This window comes from Hydrogenophaga sp. OTU3427 (assembly GCF_038440225.1).
GTDB lineage: Bacteria > Pseudomonadota > Gammaproteobacteria > Burkholderiales > Burkholderiaceae_C > Hydrogenophaga.
In genome coordinates this window covers 75,960-95,037 of the sequence record NZ_JASATI010000017.1, presented here as the reverse complement: position 1 = coordinate 95,037, position 19,078 = coordinate 75,960, and the positions used below count along the sequence as shown (strand labels likewise).

Here is a 19,078-nt window from a genome sequence, read left to right as displayed (position 1 = left end):
GGGGGCCGCCGCGACCGGGGGCGCGGGGGGGGGGGGGGGGCGGGGCGCCGCCGTCCGGCCGCGACGCCGCCTGCCCGCTGCCGGCGGGGGGCGTGTCGGGCCGGGTGCGCCGGTGGTCCAGCGCCAGCGCCGCCACCGCGTCCAGGTCGGGCGTGTCCACCAGGGTGCGGCCGGCCAGCACCGCGTGGGCGCGGGCGGCCTTGAGCAGCACCAGGTCGCCGCGCAGGCCGTCGACCCCGGCCGCCAGGGCCCGCTCGGCCGCCTGCCGCAGCACCGCCTGCGGCCATTCGGCCGCGCCCAGCAGGCCCCGGGCGGCGGCGATGTCCGCCACCAGGCGGGCCTGCTCGGGCGCGTGGCGCGCCACCAGCGCGGCCGGGTCCTGGTCGAAGGCCAGCCGCGTCTGCAGGATGGCCTGGCGCAGCGCCGGCTCGGCCGGGTTGTCCAGCGCCACCGCGAGGCCGAAGCGGTCCAGCAGCTGCGGGCGCAGATCGCCTTCTTCCGGGTTCATGGTGCCCACCAGCACGAAGCGCGCCGCGTGCTGGCGCGAGATGCCGTCGCGCTCGATGGTGTTGATGCCGCTGGCCGCCACGTCCAGCAGCGCGTCGACCAGCGCGTCGGGCAGCAGGTTGACCTCGTCCACGTAGAGCACGCCGCCGTGCGCGCGCGCCAGGAGGCCGGGCGCCAGCCGCACCTGGCCGTCGCGCAGCACGTCCTCGAGGTCGAGCGTCCCCACCAATTGTTCCACGCTGGCGGCCAGCGGCAGGGTGACGAAGGGCGCACCCGGCAGCAGGGCGGCCAGCGCGCGCGCGGCGGTGGACTTGGCGGTGCCGCGCGGGCCGGTGATCAGCACGCCGCCTATGCCGGGGTCCACCGCCGCCAGCAGCAGGGCCTGGCGCAGGCGCTCGTGGCCCACCAGGGCGGTGAAGGGGAAACGCGTTTCGCTGGCCGGCTCCAGCAGCGGCGCGGTGCAAGGTGTGGGGCTCATGTGATCGGTCCTTCGCCCTGGGTTTCCAGGCGGTGTTCGAGTTCCAGCAGGTGTTGCGCGATGCGCTCGCGGTGGTCGCCAGGCGATTGCCACAGGCCGCGCCGCATGGCTTCGAGCAGGCGCTCGCCGATGCTGCGCAGCGCCTGCGGGTTGTGCTGCCGCAGGAAGGCGCGGTTGGCCGGGTGGTGCAGGTAGGCGTCGGCCACCAGGGCGTACTGGTGGTCGCCGATCTGGCCGGTGGTGGCGTCGAAGCCGAACAGGTAGTCCACCGTGGCCGCCATCTCGAACGCGCCCTTGTAGCCGTGGCGCTGGACGCCGGCGATCCACTTGGGGTTGGCCACGCGCGAGCGCACCACGCGCGCCAGCTCCTCGCCCAGGCTGCGTATGCGTGGCGCGCCGGGGGTGCTGAAGTCGCCGTGGTAGAGCGCGGCCGGCCGGCCGGCGAGGTGCGACACGGCCGCCGCCATGCCGCCCTGGAACTGGTAGTAGTCGTCGGAGTCGAGGATGTCGTGCTCGCGGTTGTCCTGGTTGTGCAGCACCGCGTCGAGCCCGGCCACGCGGCGCTCGAAACTCGCGCGCGCGGGGGCGCCGTGTTCGCCCTGGCCGTAGGCGAAGGCACCGGCGCGCAGGTAGGCCTGGGCGATGTCGTCCTGGCCCTCCCAGCGCCCGCCGTCCATGAGTTCCTGCAGGCCGGTGCCGTAGCCGCCGGGGCGCGGGCCGAACACGCGCCAGCTCGCCTGCCGCTGCGCCGCCTCGTCGGACAGGCCGCGCGCGCGCGCCTCGGCCGCCTCGCGCGCTACCCGCGCACGCACCGGGTTGACCTCGTCGGGCTCGTCCTCCGGCGCGATCGCCGCCACCGCCCGTACCGCCGTGTCGAACAGGTCGATCACGTTGGGGAAGGCGTCGCGGAAGAAGCCCGAGATGCGCAGGGTCACGTCCACCCGCGGCCGCTGGCAGATGGCCATGGGCAGCACCTCGATGTCGACCACCCGCTGGCTGCCCGGCGCCCACGTGGGCCGCACGCCCAGCAGGGCCATGGCCTGGGCGATGTCCTCGCCGCCGGTGCGCATGGTGCTGGTGCCCCAGACCGACAGGCCGACCGAGGCCGGGCAGGTCCCGTGGTCCTGCAGGTGGCGTTCGATCACGCGCTCGGCCGCCAGCGCGCCCATGGCGTAGGCGGTGGGCGTGGGCACGGCGCGGGTGTCGACCGAATAGAAGTTGCGCCCGGTGGGCAGCACGTCGGGCCGCCCGCGCGAGGGCGCGCCGCTGGGGCCGGGCGGCACGAAGCGGCCCCGCAGCCCGCGCAGCAGCTGGGTCATCTCCTGCGTGCCGCAGGCGTCCAGCCGGGGTGCCAGCCGGTGGGCCACCTCGTCGAGCACCGGGGTGGCGTGGGGCCAGCGGGTCAGGTCCCGCGCTTCGCTGCCGTCCAGCAGCCGGCTGGCCAGGTGTTCCAGGCGCTCGCGGGTGTGGCCGGCGTGGCGCCAGGCCCCGTCGCCCAGGGCCGCCAGTGGCGCGGGACGTGGTCCGTGCCAGGGCCGGTTCCAGTCGGGGTCCAGCGGGTCGAAGCCGTGCAGCCCGAGGTCGGCGGCCAGGGCCCGCAGCAGGCTGGCCTGGGCCGGGCCCTTGCCGCGCGGAAAACGCGCCAGGGCCAGCAGGGTGTCGGTGCGCTGTCGGCCCTGGGGCGAGGCGCCGAACACGTGCAGGCCGTCGCGGATCTGCGATTCCTTGATCTCGCACAGGTAGGCGTCCAGCCGCTCCAGCAGGCGCTCGCGCGCGGCCTCGCCGGCCGGCGCCTCGACGCCCAGGTCGGCGTGCAGGCCGTGGCGCAGCACCTGGTCGAGGATGGCCTGGCGCAGCCGCGCGGCGCGGCGCGGGTCCAGCGACAGGGCCTCGTAGTACTCGTCCATCTGGCGCTCCAGCACCTGCAGCGGGCCGTAGGTCTCTGCCCGCGTCAGCGGCGGCATCAGGTGGTCGATGATGACCGCCTGCGTGCGGCGCTTGGCCTGGCTGCCCTCGCCGGGGTCGTTGACGATGAAGGGGTAGAGGTGGGGCAGCGGGCCGAGGAGGGCGTCGGGCCAGCAGCCGGCGCCCAGGGCCACGCTCTTGCCCGGCAGCCATTCGAGGTTGCCGTGCTTGCCCACGTGCACCACGGCGTCGGCGCGCCAGGCGCGGCGCAGCCAGAAGTAGAAGGCCAGGTAGCTGTGGGGCGGCACCAGGTCGGCGTCGTGGTAGCTGGCCACCCGGTCGAGGTCGCGTCCGCGCGCCGGCTGTATGCCGACGAAGACCTGGCCCAGGCGCAGGCCGGGCACCATGAAGCGGCCGCCGCGCAGCATGGGGTCGTGTTCGGGCGGGCCCCAGAGCGTGTTGACCTCGGCTTGCCGCTCGGGCGCGAGGGCGCGGAAATCGGCCAGGTAGTCGGCCAGCGACAGGCTCTGCCCGGTGGGGCGCGCGGCGTTGGCCTCGAGGTCGTTGGTCACGCCCGCGATCAGGCGCGCCATCAGCGCATCGCCGTGGGCGGGCAGCTCGCCGGTGGCGCAGCCCCCGGCCTGCAGCGCCTGCAGGATGCGCGCCACCGAGGCCGGCGTGTCCAGGCCGACGCCGTTGGCCAGGCGGGCGTCGCTGTGGGGGTAGTTGGCCAGCACCAGGGCCAGGCGCTGTTGCGCCATCGGCGTGTGGCGCAGCTGGCACCAGCGTCGGGCCAGCTCGGCCACGAAGGCGATGCGCCCGGCATCGGGCAGGTAGCGCACCACGTCCACCTGCGCGCGTTCGCAGCGCCAGGCCAGGCCCTTGAAGCTGATGGCCCGCGTGCCGATGCGGCCGTCGACCTCGGGCAGCACCACCTGCATGGCCAGGTCGCGCGGCTGAAGGCCGTGCGGGTCGGCCGACCACTGCTCGATGGAACAGCCGGCGGTGATGAGCTGCAGCACCGGCGCGTCGCCGGCCAGCGGCGGCGCGTCCACGCCATCCGCGCCGTCGTCGTCCAGGGCGCCGACGGCAAAGCTGGTGGCGTTGAGCACCACGTCGACCGCGTGTTCGGCGGCCACGGCCTGCACGGTGGCCAGCGAGGGCGGCGACTTCAGCGAATCCAGCGCCAGCGCCAGCGTGTTCACTCTCTGCCCGTGCAGCGCCGCCAGCAGGGCGTCGAACACCGCCGTGTTGCCCGATTGCGCGTGGGCCCGGTAGAACAGCAGCAGCGCCACCGGCGCCCCCGGCAGCCAAGACAGGGCCTGGGCCGGGTGGTAGCGGGCGACGGCGGGCATGGGCTGGGGCGGCGCGGGCAGCGCGCCCCGGCCCAGGGCGCGGTGGGCGATCAGCCCGAAGAAGGCGCGCGCGTTGTCGCGCCCGCCCTCGCGCAGGCAGCGCCAGAGGAAGCGGGCGTCGGCCACCGCCGCCGTGCCGCGCATGAGCAGCTGTGGGTCTTCGTCCTGGTCGCCTGAAAACAGCGCCAGCCACTGGCCGTGCCGGCGCGCCAGCGCGCCCGCCTGCTCCACCAAGTAGGCCCAGTCGGCCGGGGCGCCCAGGTGGTCGATCACCACCACCCGCGCGTGGCGCAGCACCTCGTCCGCGTACATGTCCATGGACGCCGGCTGGCGCAGCCACATCAGGTTGGCCAGCCGCACCGAAGGGAAATCCGTTGGCAGCGTTTCCACCACGTCGGCCAGCAGTGACAGCGTGGTGTCGGCCGCGCTGAGCACCACGATGTCGCCCGGCGTCTGCGCCACGCGCACCACGCCCTGGCCGCCGTCCTCGACGTGGCCGCCCGGTCGGGTGGAGAGCAGGTGCATGCGCGCCTCCCGCCGTCAGGCCGCCGTGGCGGCGGCGTCCAGGCTGGCCTGCAGTTCGCGCCGCAGCATGGCGGCATCGAGGTGGTCGCCGATGAAGACCAGGCGGCTGGCGCGCGGCTCGCCGGGGCGCCAGGGGCGGTCGAACTGGCTGTCGAAGCGCTGGCCTACGCCCTGCACCAGCAGGCGCATGGACACGCCGGGCAGCGCCACGAAGCCCTTGACGCGGTAGATCTCGTGCCGGCGCACCAGCGCCGCCAGCGCGTCCAGCAGGCGCTGGCGGTCGGCCACCTCCAGCGTCAGCGACAGCGAGTCGAACTCATCGTGGTCGTGGTCCTCTTCCGCGTCGTGGTGGGTTGGGCGCTGGTCGATCACGTCCTCCACCGCGCGGCCCATGCCCAGCAGCAGGCCGATGTCGACCCGGCCCTGCTGCGCCCGCACCAGCTTCACGCCTTCGGGTGTTTGGGCGCGCACGCTGGACTCGACCCGGGCCAGCGTGTCCGCGTCCAGGCCGTCGGTCTTGTGGATCACCACCAGGTCGGCGGTGGCCAGCTGGTCCTCGAACAGCTCGGCCAGCGGCGCGTCGTGGTCCAGGTTCTCGTCGGCGCGGCGCTGCGTGTCCACGGCCACGGGGTTGTCGGCGAACTGGCCGGCGGCCACGGCCGGCGCGTCCACCACGGTGACCACCGCGTCCACCGTGAAGGTGGTGCGCAGGCTGGGCCACTGGAAGGCCTGCACCAGCGGCTTGGGCAGCGCCAGGCCCGAGGTCTCGATCACCAGGTGGTCGATCTGGTCGCGCCGCGCGGCGAGCTGCTCCATGACCGGGGCGAACTCTTCCTGCACGGTGCAGCACAGGCAGCCGTTGGCCAGCTCGAACAGCTGGCCGTTGCTGTCGCCGTTCTCGTCGCAGCCTATGCCGCAGGCGCGCAGCAGCTCGCCGTCTATGCCCAGCTCGCCGAACTCGTTGACGATGACGGCGATGCGCCGGCCCTGGGCGTGGGTCAGCAGGTGGCGCAGCAGGGTGGTCTTGCCGGCACCGAGGAAGCCGGTGACGACGGTGGTGGGAATCTTCTGGAAGCTCATGTCGGGCCTGGGCAAAATGGGGGGTGGAAGAAAGGGTTTCAGCGTGGGCTGGCGGGCAGGTTCCTGAGGCAGTCCACCAGCATCTGGGCCGCCTCGCCCACGCGGGGGCCGGGGCGCGAGAGCAGGTCCATGCGGCTGTCGTCGAGCAGGCACAGGCGGCCCTGCCGCACGGCCCCCATGGCGCGCCAGCCCGGGCGGTCGGCCATGGCCTGGCCGCTGCCCTGGGGCGCGATGACGAGGTCGGGCGCGCGGCGCACCACCATCTCGGGGTTGACCTTGGGGAACAGGCCCATCTCGGCCGGCACGATGTTGTTCAGCCCCAGCGCGGCCACGGTCTCGCCGATGAAGCTGCCGGCGCTGGCCGCCGAGCCGCCGCCGACCTCGACGTACACGCTGCGTCCCCGCAGCGCGGCGGGCATGCGCTGGGCGGCCGACTGCAGCTCGGCGTCGATGCGGCGCAGCAGCGCCCGGGCCCGCTCCGGCTCGCCCAGCAGGCGGCCCAGGTCGAGCAGGGTCTGCCGCAGGTCGGCGTGGGTGCGGGCGTCGAACTTCTGCACCGGCACGCCCAGCGACTGCAGGCGTTCCTCGGCTCGGCTGCGCGGGCCGAGCAGCACCAGGTCGGGCCGCAGCAGCACGATGTGCTCGATCTGCGCGTCCGCCAGCCCGCCGACGCGGGGCAGCTGCTGCACGCCCTCGGGCCAGGTGGAGTGGCGGTCGGTGCCCACCAGCGCGGCGCAGCGGCCCAGCGCGCACACCGCCTCGGTGAGCGACGGCGACAGCGTGACGATGCGCTGCTGGGCCAGGGCCCCGGACCAGCCCAGCATCCCCATCACGGCCAACGCGGCGGCCGGCGCCCGGGTACGCAGCGCCATGTCAATCCTCTATGCCGCGCTGGGCCGGCACGCCGGCGTTGAAGTGGTGCTTGACCAGGGTCATCTCGGTCACCGTGTCGGCCAGTTCGACCAGCTCCGCAGGCGCGTTGCGCCCGGTCAGCACCACCGTCACCGAGGGCGGGCGCTCGCGCAGGCAGGCCAGCACCGCCTCCAGCGCGATCCAGCCGTAGCGCAGCGGGTACATGATCTCGTCCAGCACCACCATGAAGTGCTCGCCGGCGCGTATGGCCGCCTCGGCCTTGGCCCAGCCGGCCTGGGCCAGTTCGGCCGAGTGATCGAGGTCGCGGCTTTTCCAGCTGAAGCCGTCGCCCAGGCCTTCGATCGGGATGCCGAGCTGCTCGAACAGCCGGTGTTCGCCGAAGCGGGCAGAGGGCACCTTCATGAACTGATAGACCTTGACCGGCTTGCCCCGGCCGTGGGCGCGCAGGGCCAGCCCGAAGGCCGCCGTGCTCTTGCCCTTGCCGTTGCCGGTGTGGACCATGACCAGGCCGCGCCGCTCGCCCTGGGCTTTTGGGGTGTCGCGCTGGAGGGGGGGCGTTTCAATCAACATGGGGCGCCACCTCAGGCCGCGTGGTGCAGGCGCGGCTGGACCAGCCCGCTGCCCTGCAGGCGGTGCAGCGCCTTGGCGGCGGCCAGCACGACCAGGTCGATCAGGGGCTCGGCCAGCACCACGCTCATGTAGGCCGCCGCGAAGCCGCCGATGCTGGCCAGGTTGGCCGCGTCGGTGCCGCCGCCGTACAGCGCCCAGAAGCCCACCCACAGCACGATGCCGCCCTGGTAGGCCAGCGACAGCTTGAAGGCCTGGCCGTAGCGCAGGTCCACATAGGCCACGTTGGCCGGGATGACGCGGCGCGCCAGCGCGGCGGTGGCGAACAGCGGCACCAGCAGGGTGGTGACGTTCATGCCGTACTGCGGCAGGTCGGCCGGCTCGAAGAACAGGCCCTGCACCAGCAGGCCGCCGGCCAGGCCGAGGGCCGCCGGCGCCACACCAAACAGCAGCAGCAGGGTGGTGCCCAGGATCAGGTGGACCTCGGACACGCCGACCGGGTGGTGCGGGAACACCTCGAAGAAGCAGAACACCAGCGCGACCGCGATGGCGCTGCGCAGCAGCAGGGCCGCCACGCCTTCGCGCCGGGCCATGTCCAGCGACAGCTTGGCCGCGCAGCCGAGGGCGGCGGCGGCGGTGGCGTAGCTCAGCGCGATCTTGGTGCTGTCCACCAATCCAGGTTCAATGTGCATCTGACGGCTCCTTGGGCAATGCGTTGTCGCCAACGCGGGTTGAAAAATCGTTGTGGGCGGCGGCGCCGGCCCGGGGCAGCGCCACCCACTGCCCGTGCAGGGCGTGGACGGCGATGCGGTGGTCGAACACGGCCTCCAGCGCGCGGTGGGTGGCGGCCTCGGCGCACGGCCCCTGGTGGGTGACGCGGCCCTGGGCCATCACCACCAGTTCGTCGGCGTGCAGGGCCATGCCGATCTCGTGCAGCACGCTGACCACGGTGTGGCCCCGGCCCACCAGCTCACGCACGATGGCCAGCCAGTCGGCCTGGTGGGGCGGGTCGAGGTTGGCCAGCGGTTCGTCCATCAGCAGCACCTCGGCCTGCACCGCCAGGGCGCGGGCCAGCAGCACGCGCTGGCGCTCGCCGCCCGAGAGCTGGCCCAGCGTGCGGGCGCGCCAGTCCCAGGCCTGGGTGGCGCGCAGCGCGTGTTCAACGGCGGCCCGGTCGGCCGCGCCGGGCGGGCTGAGCCAGGCCTGGTGCGGCAGCCGGCCGAGCATGGCCACGTCCCACACCGTGAGGTCGTCGGCGCTGGTCTCGTTCTGGCCCAGCCACGACAGCTGCCGCGCCCGCGCGCGGTGGGGCCAGCCGGCCAGCGGCCGGCCCAGCAGGGCGACCTGGCCGCCGTGGGGCAGCAGGCCGGCCAGCGCCCTGAGCAGGGTGGACTTGCCGGCGCCGTTGGGGCCGACGATGCTGGTCCAGCGCGCGCGCGGCAGCGCCAGCGTGATGCCGTGCAGGATCTCGGCCTGGCCCAGCCGCACGCCCAGCTGGTGGACCTCCAGCGCGGCGCCGGGTGACGACGGCGTGGTGTTCACAGCCCACCTCCCGTGCCCGGCCGGGTGCCCCGGTGCATCAACCACAGCAGGTAGCCGCCGCCCAGCACGGCGGTGAGCACGCCCACCGGCAGCTCCTGCGGCGCGATCAGCCAGCGCGCCAGGGTGTCGGCGGCCATCAGCAGGGCACCGCCCATGCAGCTGGCCAGCAGCATGAGGCGGCCGCTGGTGGTCTTGACCAGCGAACGCACCAGGTGGGGCGCGGCCAGGCCGACGAAGGCGATCAGCCCGGTCTGCGCCACGGCGGTGCCGGTGGCCAGCGCCAGCACCGCCACCAGCGCCGCGCGCATGGGGCCCAGCGGCAGGCCCAGGCTGCGCGCGGTGGCGTCGCCCAGGCTCAGGCCGTCGAGCACGCGCGCCAGCAGCCAGGCGGCCAGCGTGCAGCCGGCCCACACGCCGGCCATCAGGGTGCAGGCGGTCCAGCCCACGAAGCTGGTGGAGCCCAGCATGAAGGCCTGCATGGCCTGCAGCGATTCGGGCGAGAACAGCAGCACCAGGTGGGTCGTGGCGCCCAGCACCACGCCCACCACCACGCCGGCCAGCAGCAGGCGCAGGGTGTGCTGCACGCCACGCGACAGCACCAGGGTCAGCAGCACCGCCAGCACCGCGCCGCCGAAGGCCGCGCCGGTCAGGCCCAGGCGCACCCAGACGCTGCTGGAGAACACGCTCACGGCCACGCCGCTGTTCATCATGCCGGCGCCCAGCATGCCGCCCGCCCCGCCCAGGGCCGCCAGCGCCAGCGCCACGCCCAGCGAGGCGCCGGAGGCGCTGCCCAGCAGGTAGGGATCGGCCAGCGGGTTGCGGAACAGGCCCTGCGCCACCGCGCCGCCCAGGCCCAGCAGGGCGCCCGCGCCCCAGGCGCCCAGTGTGCGCGGCAGGCGGATCTCGCCCACGATCTGGCGCGCCATGGCGGTGGCGGCCGGGTCGGCCTCGGGGTGCAGCAGGGGGCCGAGCAGGTTCTCGAAGCCGACGCTGCCCACGCACACGCCCAGCGCGGCCAACGCCAGGGCGGCGAACAGCAGGCCGGCCAGCAGCCAGGACGCACGGCCGGCGTTCATGTGTTCCCCCCACGCTCCGCCGCTGAGCGGGTCGCTGCCCCCGCCGGGGGTTGATCTGGCTGGGGGCGGCCCGGGGCCTTCTCGGCCAGGCAGCGGGCCATCAGGCGGGCGCCTTCGGCCATGCGCGGGCCGGGCCGCACCAGGATGTCGGACTGGTCGGCCGGGAACACGCACAGGTGCTGCCCGCGCATGGCCGGCAGGCTGTGCCAGCCGGGGCGCTGCATCATGCCGGCCACGCTGCGCTGGCCGACCATGATGAGGTCGGGGTTGGCGCGCACGATGTATTCGGGGTTGAGCTTGGGGAAGGGGCCGAGCGCGGCGGGCACGATGTTGCGCACGCCCAGGCGGGCCAGGGTCTCGCCGATGAAGGAAGCCTCGCCCGCCGCGTAGGGGCCGGGGTTGACCTCGAAGTACACCCGGGTACGCCGCACGCCGGGGGGCAGCGACTGCGCCGCCGCCGACACCGCGGCGTCGATGTGGCGCCAAACGGCCTGGGCGGCGGCGGCGTCCAGGCCGGCCACGGTGGCCACCTTGCCGAGCACGCGCTGCACGTCGGCGTGGGACTTGGGCTCCAGCGCCACCACCTTCAGGCCCAGGGCCTCGAGCCGGGGGATGGCGCGCGAGGCGTGCGACAGCAGCACCACGTCGGGCCGCAGGGCGACGATGGCCTCGATGTTCGGGTCCAGCCCGCCGCCCACGCGGGGCAGGGCCGCGATCTGCTGGGGCCAGTTCGAGTAACGGTCCACCGCCACCAGCTTGTGGCACTGGCCCAGCTCGCACACGCTTTCGGTCAGCGAGGGCAGGAGCGACACGATGCGCTGTGGCGGGCTGTCCCACTGGACGTTGACGCCGCGGTCGTCGGTGACCTGCAGGGCCAGTGCCTGGCCCGCCGCCAGGGCCAGCAGCCAGGCCACGTGGGCCCACCGTTTTACCGTGCGCATGGTTTGTCCTTCAGGGTCAGTGGCAGGCCGGCGGCCATCAGGGTGACACGTTCGCAGCCGGCCGCGACGGCCTGGTTGAGCTGGCCCAGCGCGTCGACGAAGGCGCGCACTTCGCGTCCCATCGGGATCACGCCGAGGCCAATTTCATTGCCCACCAGCACCACCGGACCGGGGGCCGTGGCGATGGCCTGGCACAGCTCGTCGATGGCGGCGGACAGGCGTCCGGCGTCCATCGCGGGCTGGCCCTCGGGCGGCATCAGCCGGTGGGTCAGCCACAGGGTCAGGCAGTCGACCACCAGCAGGGTGTGGCGCTGGCCGTGCTGGCGCAGGGCGTGCGCCAGCGCATGGGCTTCCTCGTGCGTGCGCAGGCCGGGCACCCGCTCGGCGCGGTCGCGCTGGTGGCGTGTGATGCGCTCGCGCATTTCGGTGTCCCAGGGTTGGGCGGTGGCGATCAGCAGCGCCTCGTGGGCAGGGTCGGCCGCGAGCCAGGCCTGGGCCAGCAGTTCGGCGCGGCGCGACTTGCCGCTTTTCTGGCCGCCCAGGATGAGTTCGCTGTGTGCGACGGCCGGGCTCACCATGGCGCGCTCCGGAACAGGGCGGCGGTGGCCTCGGGCGCCGAGGCGAACCAGGCGTGGAAGTAGCTCGCGCGCAGGCTGCCCTGCTGGTAGACGGCTTCGCCCGGGCGGGTGACGCCGCCACGCACCGACGTGGTCCGGGCCACGGCCGGCAGCGGGGTGTCGCAGCGCGAGTAGTGGAAGGTGTGGCCGCGCAGCGTGCCGGCCGCCAGCGTCAGCTGCTGCGGTCCCAGCGCGGCCAGCCGGGTCTGCATGTGGACCTCGCCGGGCAGCAGGCCCCAGGCCGGCTGGGCGCGGCCTTCGGCATCGGCGATGTGCTCGAACAGCACCATCATGCCGCCACACTCGGCCCACACCGGCTTGCCCGCCGACACGTGGGCGCGCAGGCTGTCGCGGCAACGGCCGGCGGCGCCCAGGAGGGGGGTGTGCAGTTCGGGGTAGCCGCCGGGCAGCCAGACGGCGTCGCAGTCGGGCAGGGGCTCGTCGGCCAGCGGCGAGAAGAACACCAGCCGGGCACCCAGCGCGCGCAGGCTGTCCAGGTTGGCCGGGTAGATGAAGCAGAAGGCGGCGTCGCGGGCGACGGCGATGCTCAGGCCATCGAGCAGGCGCGGCACGGCGGCGCCGGTGGCGGGCGCCTCGAAGCGCACCTGGCAGCGGGCCATGGCCTCGCTGTCCAGCCGGGCCAGCGGGGTGGCCGCCAGCGCGTCGGCGGCGGCGTCCAGGCGCGCCATGGCGTCGGGCAGCTCGCTGGCCAGGGTCAGGCCCAGGTGGCGTTCGGGCAGGGTGAAGGCGGCGTCGCGCATCACGGCGCCCAGCCAGGGCGAGCGGGTGCCGCCGTCGGCCGGGGGCAGCGCCGCCTGCAGCATCTGGGCGTGGCCCGCGCTGGCCACGCGGTTGGCCAGCACGCCGGCCCAGGGCAGGCCGGGGCGGTAGTGCTGCAGGCCGAAGGCCAGCGCGCCGAAGGTGCCGGCCATGGCCGAGGCGTCGATCACCGCCAGCACCGGCAGGCCGAAGCGCTGCGCCAGGTCGGCCGCGCTGGGCGTGCCGTCGAACAGGCCCATGACACCTTCGACGACCAGCAGGTCGGCCTGGCTGGCGGCGGCGTGCAGGCGCGCGCGGACCTCGTCCTCGCCGGTCATCCAGAGGTCGAGGTTGTCGACCGGGTGGCCACAGGCCAGGCCCAGCCAGTGCGGGTCGAGAAAGTCCGGCCCGCACTTGAAGGCCCGCACCCGGCGCCCGGCGCGGCTGTGCAGCCGCGCCAGGGCCGCGGCCACGGTGGTCTTGCCCTGGCCCGAGGCGGGGGCGGCGACCAGCACGACCGGGCACAACACCGGTGCGTGCGGTGTTGCGCCGGCACTCACTTCGGCGCCCATTTCAGGCCCAGGTACAGGCTGCGTCCGGCGGTGGCGTAGCCACGCGTGGTCTGGTAGAACTTGTCGCCCAGGTTGTCGATGCGCGCCAGCAGCGTCCAGTCGCTGCCCAGCGATGTGCTGGCGTGCAGGTTGAGCACGCCGTAGCCGCCGAGGCGCTGGGTGTTGTTGGCATCGTCGAAGCGGTGGGCCACGAGTTGCACCTCGCCGCCCAGATGCCAGTCGCCCACGCGCTGTTCGGCGCCCAGCGTGGCTTGGCGCTGCGCGCGCCGGCGCAGCTGCTTTCCGGTGTCGAGGTCCTTGGGGTTCATCAGGTCGAGCGAGGCGCGCAGCAGGGTGGCGCCCACGCGCTGGTCGCCCGACAGCGTGAGCCCGCTGTACTGCGCCCGCGCGGTGTTGCCGTAGCAGCCGGGGAAGCTGGCGGTGCCGTTGATGCAGCTGCCCGGGCCGCTGACGTAGGTGATCAGGTTGTCGACCCGGTTGCGGTAGGCGACGATGCTGGCGTTGCGGCCGGCACCGGCGTAGCGGAGCGCGAACTCGATGTTGCGGCTCGATTCGGGCCGCAGGTCGGGCGTGCCGTAGATGCTGAAGCGCTGGAACAGCGTGGGCACGCGGAAGGCGGTGCCGGCCGAGGCGCTGGCGCGCCACGCGGGCGTGAGCGCGTAGGCGTAGGCCAGGCTGCCGGTGGTCTTGCCGCCGAATTCGCTGTCCTGGTCGTGGCGCAGGTTGAGCTGGGCCGTGTGCGGGCCGCTGTGCAGGCCGTAACCCAGGGCCAGCGCGTCCTGCGAACGCTGTGTGCGCGTGGGGACGGTGCTGGCGTTGTCGAGCTGGTCCTCGCGCCGCTCGATGTCGGCCGTCCACTGGTGTGCGCCCAGCCGCCATTCGTTGTGCAGCAGGTGGCTGGTGATGCGGGTGTCGGTGACGTAGGGCGAGGGACGGGTTTCGTAGCGGTCGCGGCTCTGGCTGGTGCTCAGGCGGGTGCGGTGGCTGTCGCTCCACTGCGCCAGCCACTGCAGGCCGACGGTGCGCAACTGCTGCAGGGCGTGGTCGTCGCGGCCAGCGCGGCTGCCGTCGTATTGCGCGTCCTGGTCGCTGCTCAGCGCGGTGGCTTCGAGGCGGTGCGCCGCGTTCAGCTGCCAGCCCAGGCTGGCGGTGGCCCCGCTGTGGCGGTGGCCGTCGCGGTCGGGGTTGTTGCCGGCGGGCTGGACGTTGAAGCCCTGGCTGACCTCGCGGCTCAGGCCCAGCGCGTAGTCGAACGCGCCTTCGCGGCCGCTGAGGCTGGCGTCGGCCTTGTAGGTGCCGTGGCTGCCGGCGCCCACGCTGATGGCCGGCGCGAAGCCCTGCTCGCCACGGCGCGTGAAGATCTGGATCACCCCGCCGAGGGCGTCCGAGCCGTAGACCGCGGCGGCCGGGCCGCGCACGATCTCGACGCGCTCGATCTGCGACAGCGGGATGGCGTTCCACGACGCACCGCCGGTGGACTGCGAGTCGATGCGCACGCCGTCGATGATGACGGCGGTGAAGCGGCTTTCGGCGCCGCGCACGAAGACGCTGGTGGTGCCGGCCGGGCCGCCGTTGCGAGCCATGGACAGGCCGGGCTGGCGCGCCAGCACGTCGGCCAGGCCGCTGGCGCCGCTGCGTTCCAGTTCGGCGCGGTCGATCACCGTGACATCGGCGACCACGTCGGTCAGCGCCTGTTCGGTGCGGGTCGCGGTGACCAGGGTTTCGGACAGCGAGGCGGGGGCGGTCTGGGCGTGGCAAAGCGGCGTGGCGCAGGCGGCCATCACCCACGCGGCACGGCGCGTGCGGAAGAAGCGGGTTTTCATGAACAAGAACAAGCCAGGATGTCCGCACCGCCTTCCCCGACGGTGAATGGACCTTACGGTGCCGCCCCTGACGCGCAGGCGTGGCACCACCTTGTTGGCCGGTATCCGGGCTGGCGGAGACAACAGCCATCGCCTTCCCAAACGCCTTGGCAGGCGCCCAGTGGCCGTGATGGCTGCGGGGGTGGTGACCCACCCCGTCCGCTTACCGTTGCGGGGGCAGCGCTGGTTAGGAGCGGTCCTGCGTGACAGGCCACTCCCCCCAGCTTCCCGTTGAACTGCAGCCCATGAACCGGGCCGCGAGCACCAACGGGCGCATTCTAAGCGCAAGGCTGGCGGGGCGGACCTGTGTCAGCATGTGGGCTGTTGTGGATGAAGGAGCGAAGCATGAAGATCGCGGTGATGGGGGCGGGCGCCGTGGGCTGCTACTACGGCGGCATGCTGGCGCGCGCGGGCCACGAGGTGACGTTGATCGCGCGGCCGGTGCATGTGGCGGCGGTGTCGCGGCACGGGCTGTTGCTCGACACCCTGTCTTTCCGGGAGCACGTGCCCCTGCAGGCGTCCACCGACGTGGCGGCGGCGCGTGGCGCCGAGCTGGTGCTGTTCTGTGTCAAGTCCACCGACACCGACAGCGCCGCCGCCGCGCTGCGGCCGCACCTGGCGCCGCAGACGCAGGTGCTGAGCCTGCAGAACGGCGTGGACAACGCCGAGCGGCTGCAGGCCCTGATCCCGCAGGTGGTGACGCCGGCGGTGGTCTACGTGGCCACCGAGATGGCCGGGCCGGGGCACGTGAAACACCACGGGCGCGGCGAGCTGGTCATCGGGGCCTCGGCGGGCAGCGGGGCCCTGGCCCAACTGCTCATCGACGCCGGCGTGCCGGTGCTGGTCTCCGACAACGTGGTCGGCACCCTGTGGACCAAGCTGATCGTCAACTGCGCCTACAACGCCCTGTCGGCCATCACCGGCCTGCCCTATGGCCCCCTGGTCCGCCGCGAAGGCATCGCCGCCGTGGTGCGCGACGTGGTGTTGGAGTGCCTGGCCGTGGCCCAGTCCCTGGGCGTGACCGTGCAGGGCGATCCCTGGGCGGCGGTCGATGCCATTCCGCGCACGATGCCGACGCAGTCCTCGTCCACCGCGCAGGACCTGCGCAAGGGCAAGCGCACCGAGATCGACCACCTCAACGGCTACGTGGTCCGTCAGGGGGAGCGCCTCGGTGTCGCCACGCCGGCCAACCGGCTGCTGCACGTGCTGGTCAAGGCGCTGGAGAACCCTGCGGCCGACGCGGCCTGAGCCCGGCCGGGGGCGACCGCCCGGCGGCCCATGCGCGGGCGTTCACGGTGATGCCTCAACGATGTTTTACATTATGTCGGGTGGGGAGGGCGCACCCTCCCTGAAAAGCATTCTTAAAAAAGGGAGTCACCGTGAATATCCTGAACAAGCTGCGCATACGCGCCCGGCTGATCGCCGCTTTCGCGATCACCACCCTGATCACGCTGCTGATCGGCCTCCTGGGCATGAGCTCGACGGACCACCAGGCCCGTGCCATGAGCAGCATGTACAGCAACCAGTTGGAGCCCATCGCCGACGTGTCCAGCGCCAACATCCAGGCGCTCTACATCAACCGTGACCTCTACCACTACGTCATCGCCTCCGACCGCGCCGCCAAGGACCAGGTCAAGGCGCACATTGCGGAGCGGATCAACGAGTACAGGCGCCTGTTCACCAAGTACAAGGCCACCGAACTCGCGCCGGAGGAAAAGGCGCTGATCGCCAAGATCGAGGCGGCCTGGCCCCTCTATGCCGCAGCCGCGGACAAGGCGATGAAGCTCGCCGACGAGAACCGCACCGAAGACGCCGTGGCGGTGGTCAACGGCGAGGCGGCCGCCAGCTTCAAGGTGGCCGACGACTTGCTGAACGAACTGGTGGTCTTCCTCGTCCAGTTCGCCAAGCAGGTGGACGCCCAGAGCGACATCGACAGCGAACGCACGCACACGCTGTCCATCGTGGCCATCGTGATCGCCGTGCTGATGTCGGGCGTGCTGGCCATGGCCATCACCAAGAGCATCACCGCGCCGCTGGCGCAGGGGGTGAAGGTGGCCGAAACGGTGGCGTCCGGCGACCTGACCGTGGAGGTGCGGTCCCAGGGCAGCGATGAAGTCGCCCAGCTGCTCGATGCCATGCGCCACATGAAGGACAACCTGGTCAAGGTCGTCTCCAACGTGCGCCAGGGCTCCGAATCGGTGTCCACCGCCAGCAGCGAAATCGCCGAAGGCAACCAGGACCTGAGCGCGCGCACCGAGGCCCAGGCCAGCGCGCTGGAGGAAACGGCCGCGTCGATGGAGGAACTCAGCTCCACCGTCAAGCAGAACGCGGGCAACGCCCAGACCGCCAACCAGCTGGCGCAGAGCGCCTCCACCGTGGCCCTGCAGGGCGGCGAGGTGGTGTCCCAGGTGGTGGACACCATGAAGGGCATCAACGACAGCTCGCGCAAGATCGCCGACATCATCAGCGTGATCGACGGCATCGCCTTCCAGACCAACATCCTGGCGCTGAACGCGGCGGTGGAGGCGGCGCGCGCGGGTGAGCAGGGCCGGGGCTTCGCGGTGGTGGCGGGCGAGGTACGCAACCTGGCGCAACGCAGCGCGGCGGCGGCCAAGGAGATCAAGGACCTGATCACCGACAGCGTGAGCCGGGTGGAACAGGGCAGCGCGCTGGTGGACCGTGCCGGCACGACCATGACCGAGGTGGTGAGCAGCATCCGGCGGGTGACGGACATCATGGCGGAGATCAGCGCGGCGAGCAGCGAGCAGAGCGCGGGGGTGGGTCAGATCGGCGAGGCGGTGCAGCAGATGGACCAGGCCACGCAGCAGAACGCGGCGCTGGTGGAGGAGATGGCGGCGGCGGCCAGCAGCCTGCGCGGCCAGGCCCACGAGCTGGTGCAGTCGGTTGCGACGTTCAGGCTGTCGGCCGGCGACAGCGTGTCCTCGGGCACACACACCTTGCGCGCGCAAGGTCCCGTCGCGGCGCGTCCGGCGCCCCAGGTGCAGCCACGTCCCGTCCTGAACAAGCCCAAGCCGGCGCCCAGGGCGGCGGCGCTCAAGGCCCCGGCGTCCACCCCGGTGGCCGTGTCGCGGCCCATGGGCCAGGGCAGCGACGACTGGGAATCGTTCTGAACGCCTGAACAGGTGCCGGGCGGCCCGGCCGGCCCGCTCAGGGCGCCGTGTCGAGGTTGGCGCGGACCCGGTCCAGCAGACTCACCAGTTGCTGGCGTTCGCCGGCACTCAGGCCCGCCACGGCGGCGTCCGCGAGCCGGCGGCGCTGGCGCTCCAGCGCCTGCTGCACGGTCTTGCCCTCGTGGCTCAGCTGCAGCCGCACGTTGCGGCGGTCGGTGTCGTCGGTCCGCGCTTCCAGCAGTCCACGCTCCTTCAGGCCGGCGATCAGGCGGCCGATCTGGCCCTTGTCGCGGCCCGAGTGCGTCGCCAGCTCGCTCTGGGTGGCACCGGGGTGCCGGGCAAAAAAGCCCAGCACCTTGCCGTCCATGTGCGTGACGTTGTGGGGGCCATCGCGCAGCACGCGGTACTGCTGCGCGCGGAACAGGTGCATCACCGTGTGCACCGCTTCCAGCACGTCGTCGGCCGGTCCGGGTGTCGATTGTTTGACAGTATCAACCAATTTGCTCATAATGGATGACATTATCAACCAAGAGATACATCCATGAGCATCCCGAATCCCGTGCGCCGCGTGCAGCGGGTCCGCCACGAACTGCGACGCCGCGACGTGGAAGTCACCCGCGTCGAACCCATCGGTCCTCATTTTGTCGCCGTCACCTTCGCGGGCGAGGCGCTCGCCGACTTCGTTTCCGCCTCCTTCGACGACCACGTCAAGTTCATCTTTGACGGCACGGACGGCGAGCCGGTGCGCCGCGACTACACGCCGCGCCGCTTCGATCCGGTGCGCCGCGAGCTGACCATCGAGTTCGCGCTGCACGGCGAAGGCCAGGCCGCGCGGTGGGCGCGGCAGGCGGCGCCCGGGCAGCGCGCCACCATCGGCGGCCCGCGCGGCTCCATGATCATTCCCATGGACTACGACTGGCACCTGCTGGTGGGTGATGCCACGGCCTTGCCGGCGGTTCATCGGCGCCTGGAGGAGCTGCCGCGCGGCACGCGGGTGCTGGCGGTGCTGGAGGCCCACGACCCGGCCGAACGGCGCACGATGGCCACCGACGTGGACCTGGACCTGCGCTGGGTCGTCAGCACCGACGAACTGTTGGCCACCGTGCGCGACCTGCCGCTGCCGCCCGGCGAAGGCTTCGCCTGGGGCGCGGGGGAGGCGTCCGGCATGGCCCGCCTGCGCCAGGTCCTGATCGACGCCAAGGGCCACCCGCGCGAAGCCATGCGGGTCGCGGCCTACTGGAAACGCGGCGTCTCCGAACACCACGAGAACCTGGAGCAGTGAGCGCCT

The 19,078-nt window shown here is 73.1% G+C and carries 16 protein-coding genes and 1 riboswitch; of the genes, 3 read left to right on the top strand and 13 right to left on the bottom strand.

Features of this window, described 5'->3' with window-relative positions; all coding sequences use genetic code 11:
- The 12 genes from AAHB17_RS12155 to AAHB17_RS12100 all read right to left on the bottom strand — a co-directional run.
- Nucleotides 1-985 (bottom strand): ATP-binding protein (locus tag AAHB17_RS12155; RefSeq protein WP_342130846.1); only part of this gene is annotated, 985 nt, incomplete at its 3' end.
- A complete protein-coding gene (cobN, locus tag AAHB17_RS12150) occupies nt 982-4,770 on the bottom strand; it encodes a cobaltochelatase subunit CobN (RefSeq protein WP_342130845.1) in 3,789 nt (1,262 codons plus the stop codon). The genes cobN and AAHB17_RS12155, both read right to left, overlap by 4 nt.
- Before the next feature lie 15 nt (nt 4,771-4,785).
- A complete protein-coding gene (cobW, locus tag AAHB17_RS12145) occupies nt 4,786-5,850 on the bottom strand; it encodes a cobalamin biosynthesis protein CobW (RefSeq protein ID WP_342130844.1) in 1,065 nt (354 codons plus the stop codon).
- A gap of 38 nt (nt 5,851-5,888) precedes the next feature.
- Complete coding sequence (locus AAHB17_RS12140) at nt 5,889-6,722, bottom strand: ABC transporter substrate-binding protein (protein ID WP_342130843.1); 834 nt, start codon at nt 6,720-6,722, stop codon at nt 5,889-5,891.
- Between the two features lies 1 nt (nt 6,723).
- Nucleotides 6,724-7,293: a cob(I)yrinic acid a,c-diamide adenosyltransferase gene (cobO, locus tag AAHB17_RS12135; protein WP_342130842.1), complete on the bottom strand. Its 570-nt coding sequence runs from the start codon at nt 7,291-7,293 to the stop codon at nt 6,724-6,726.
- A gap of 11 nt (nt 7,294-7,304) precedes the next feature.
- Nucleotides 7,305-7,982, bottom strand: coding sequence for an energy-coupling factor ABC transporter permease (locus tag AAHB17_RS12130; protein ID WP_342130841.1), 678 nt, complete (start codon nt 7,980-7,982; stop codon nt 7,305-7,307).
- Nucleotides 7,972-8,832: an ABC transporter ATP-binding protein gene (locus AAHB17_RS12125; RefSeq protein WP_342130839.1), complete on the bottom strand. Its 861-nt coding sequence runs from the start codon at nt 8,830-8,832 to the stop codon at nt 7,972-7,974. Before AAHB17_RS12125 ends, AAHB17_RS12130 begins: the two co-directional genes overlap by 11 nt.
- Nucleotides 8,829-9,908 (bottom strand): FecCD family ABC transporter permease, encoded by a 1,080-nt coding sequence (locus AAHB17_RS12120; RefSeq protein ID WP_342130838.1) that lies wholly within the window; start codon nt 9,906-9,908, stop codon nt 8,829-8,831. The genes AAHB17_RS12125 and AAHB17_RS12120 overlap by 4 nt, the downstream gene beginning before the upstream one ends.
- Entirely contained in the window at nt 9,905-10,849 is a 945-nt protein-coding gene (locus tag AAHB17_RS12115; RefSeq protein WP_342130837.1) for an ABC transporter substrate-binding protein, read from the bottom strand. The genes AAHB17_RS12120 and AAHB17_RS12115 overlap by 4 nt, the downstream gene beginning before the upstream one ends.
- Nucleotides 10,837-11,427, bottom strand: coding sequence for a bifunctional adenosylcobinamide kinase/adenosylcobinamide-phosphate guanylyltransferase (locus AAHB17_RS12110; RefSeq protein WP_342130836.1), 591 nt, complete (start codon nt 11,425-11,427; stop codon nt 10,837-10,839). Before AAHB17_RS12110 ends, AAHB17_RS12115 begins: the two co-directional genes overlap by 13 nt.
- A complete protein-coding gene (locus AAHB17_RS12105) occupies nt 11,421-12,797 on the bottom strand; it encodes a cobyrinate a,c-diamide synthase (protein WP_342130835.1) in 1,377 nt (458 codons plus the stop codon). Before AAHB17_RS12105 ends, AAHB17_RS12110 begins: the two co-directional genes overlap by 7 nt.
- The gene (locus tag AAHB17_RS12100; RefSeq protein WP_446719591.1) at nt 12,782-14,620 is read right to left on the bottom strand and encodes a TonB-dependent receptor domain-containing protein; all 1,839 of its coding nucleotides are present in this window, start codon (nt 14,618-14,620) and stop codon (nt 12,782-12,784) included. Before AAHB17_RS12100 ends, AAHB17_RS12105 begins: the two co-directional genes overlap by 16 nt.
- Before the next feature lie 80 nt (nt 14,621-14,700).
- A riboswitch (cobalamin riboswitch) is annotated at nt 14,701-14,941 on the bottom strand.
- A 63-nt stretch (nt 14,942-15,004) separates the two neighbouring features.
- On the opposite strand from AAHB17_RS12100, the gene AAHB17_RS12095 reads away from it, so the two are divergent.
- Nucleotides 15,005-15,907, top strand: coding sequence for a ketopantoate reductase family protein (locus AAHB17_RS12095; RefSeq protein ID WP_342130834.1), 903 nt, complete (start codon nt 15,005-15,007; stop codon nt 15,905-15,907).
- Between the two features lie 131 nt (nt 15,908-16,038).
- Nucleotides 16,039-17,790 (top strand): methyl-accepting chemotaxis protein, encoded by a 1,752-nt coding sequence (locus AAHB17_RS12090; RefSeq protein WP_342130832.1) that lies wholly within the window; start codon nt 16,039-16,041, stop codon nt 17,788-17,790.
- A 37-nt stretch (nt 17,791-17,827) separates the two neighbouring features.
- Here the strand turns inward: AAHB17_RS12090 and AAHB17_RS12085 are convergent, their stop codons facing one another.
- Nucleotides 17,828-18,298 carry a MarR family winged helix-turn-helix transcriptional regulator gene (locus AAHB17_RS12085; protein WP_342130831.1) on the bottom strand — a complete coding sequence of 157 codons (471 nt, stop codon included), beginning with the start codon at nt 18,296-18,298 and terminating at the stop codon, nt 17,828-17,830.
- Between the two features lie 33 nt (nt 18,299-18,331).
- On the opposite strand from AAHB17_RS12085, the gene AAHB17_RS12080 reads away from it, so the two are divergent.
- Complete coding sequence (locus AAHB17_RS12080; protein ID WP_342130830.1) at nt 18,332-19,072, top strand: siderophore-interacting protein; 741 nt, start codon at nt 18,332-18,334, stop codon at nt 19,070-19,072.
- Nucleotides 19,073-19,078: the final 6 nt, after the last annotated feature.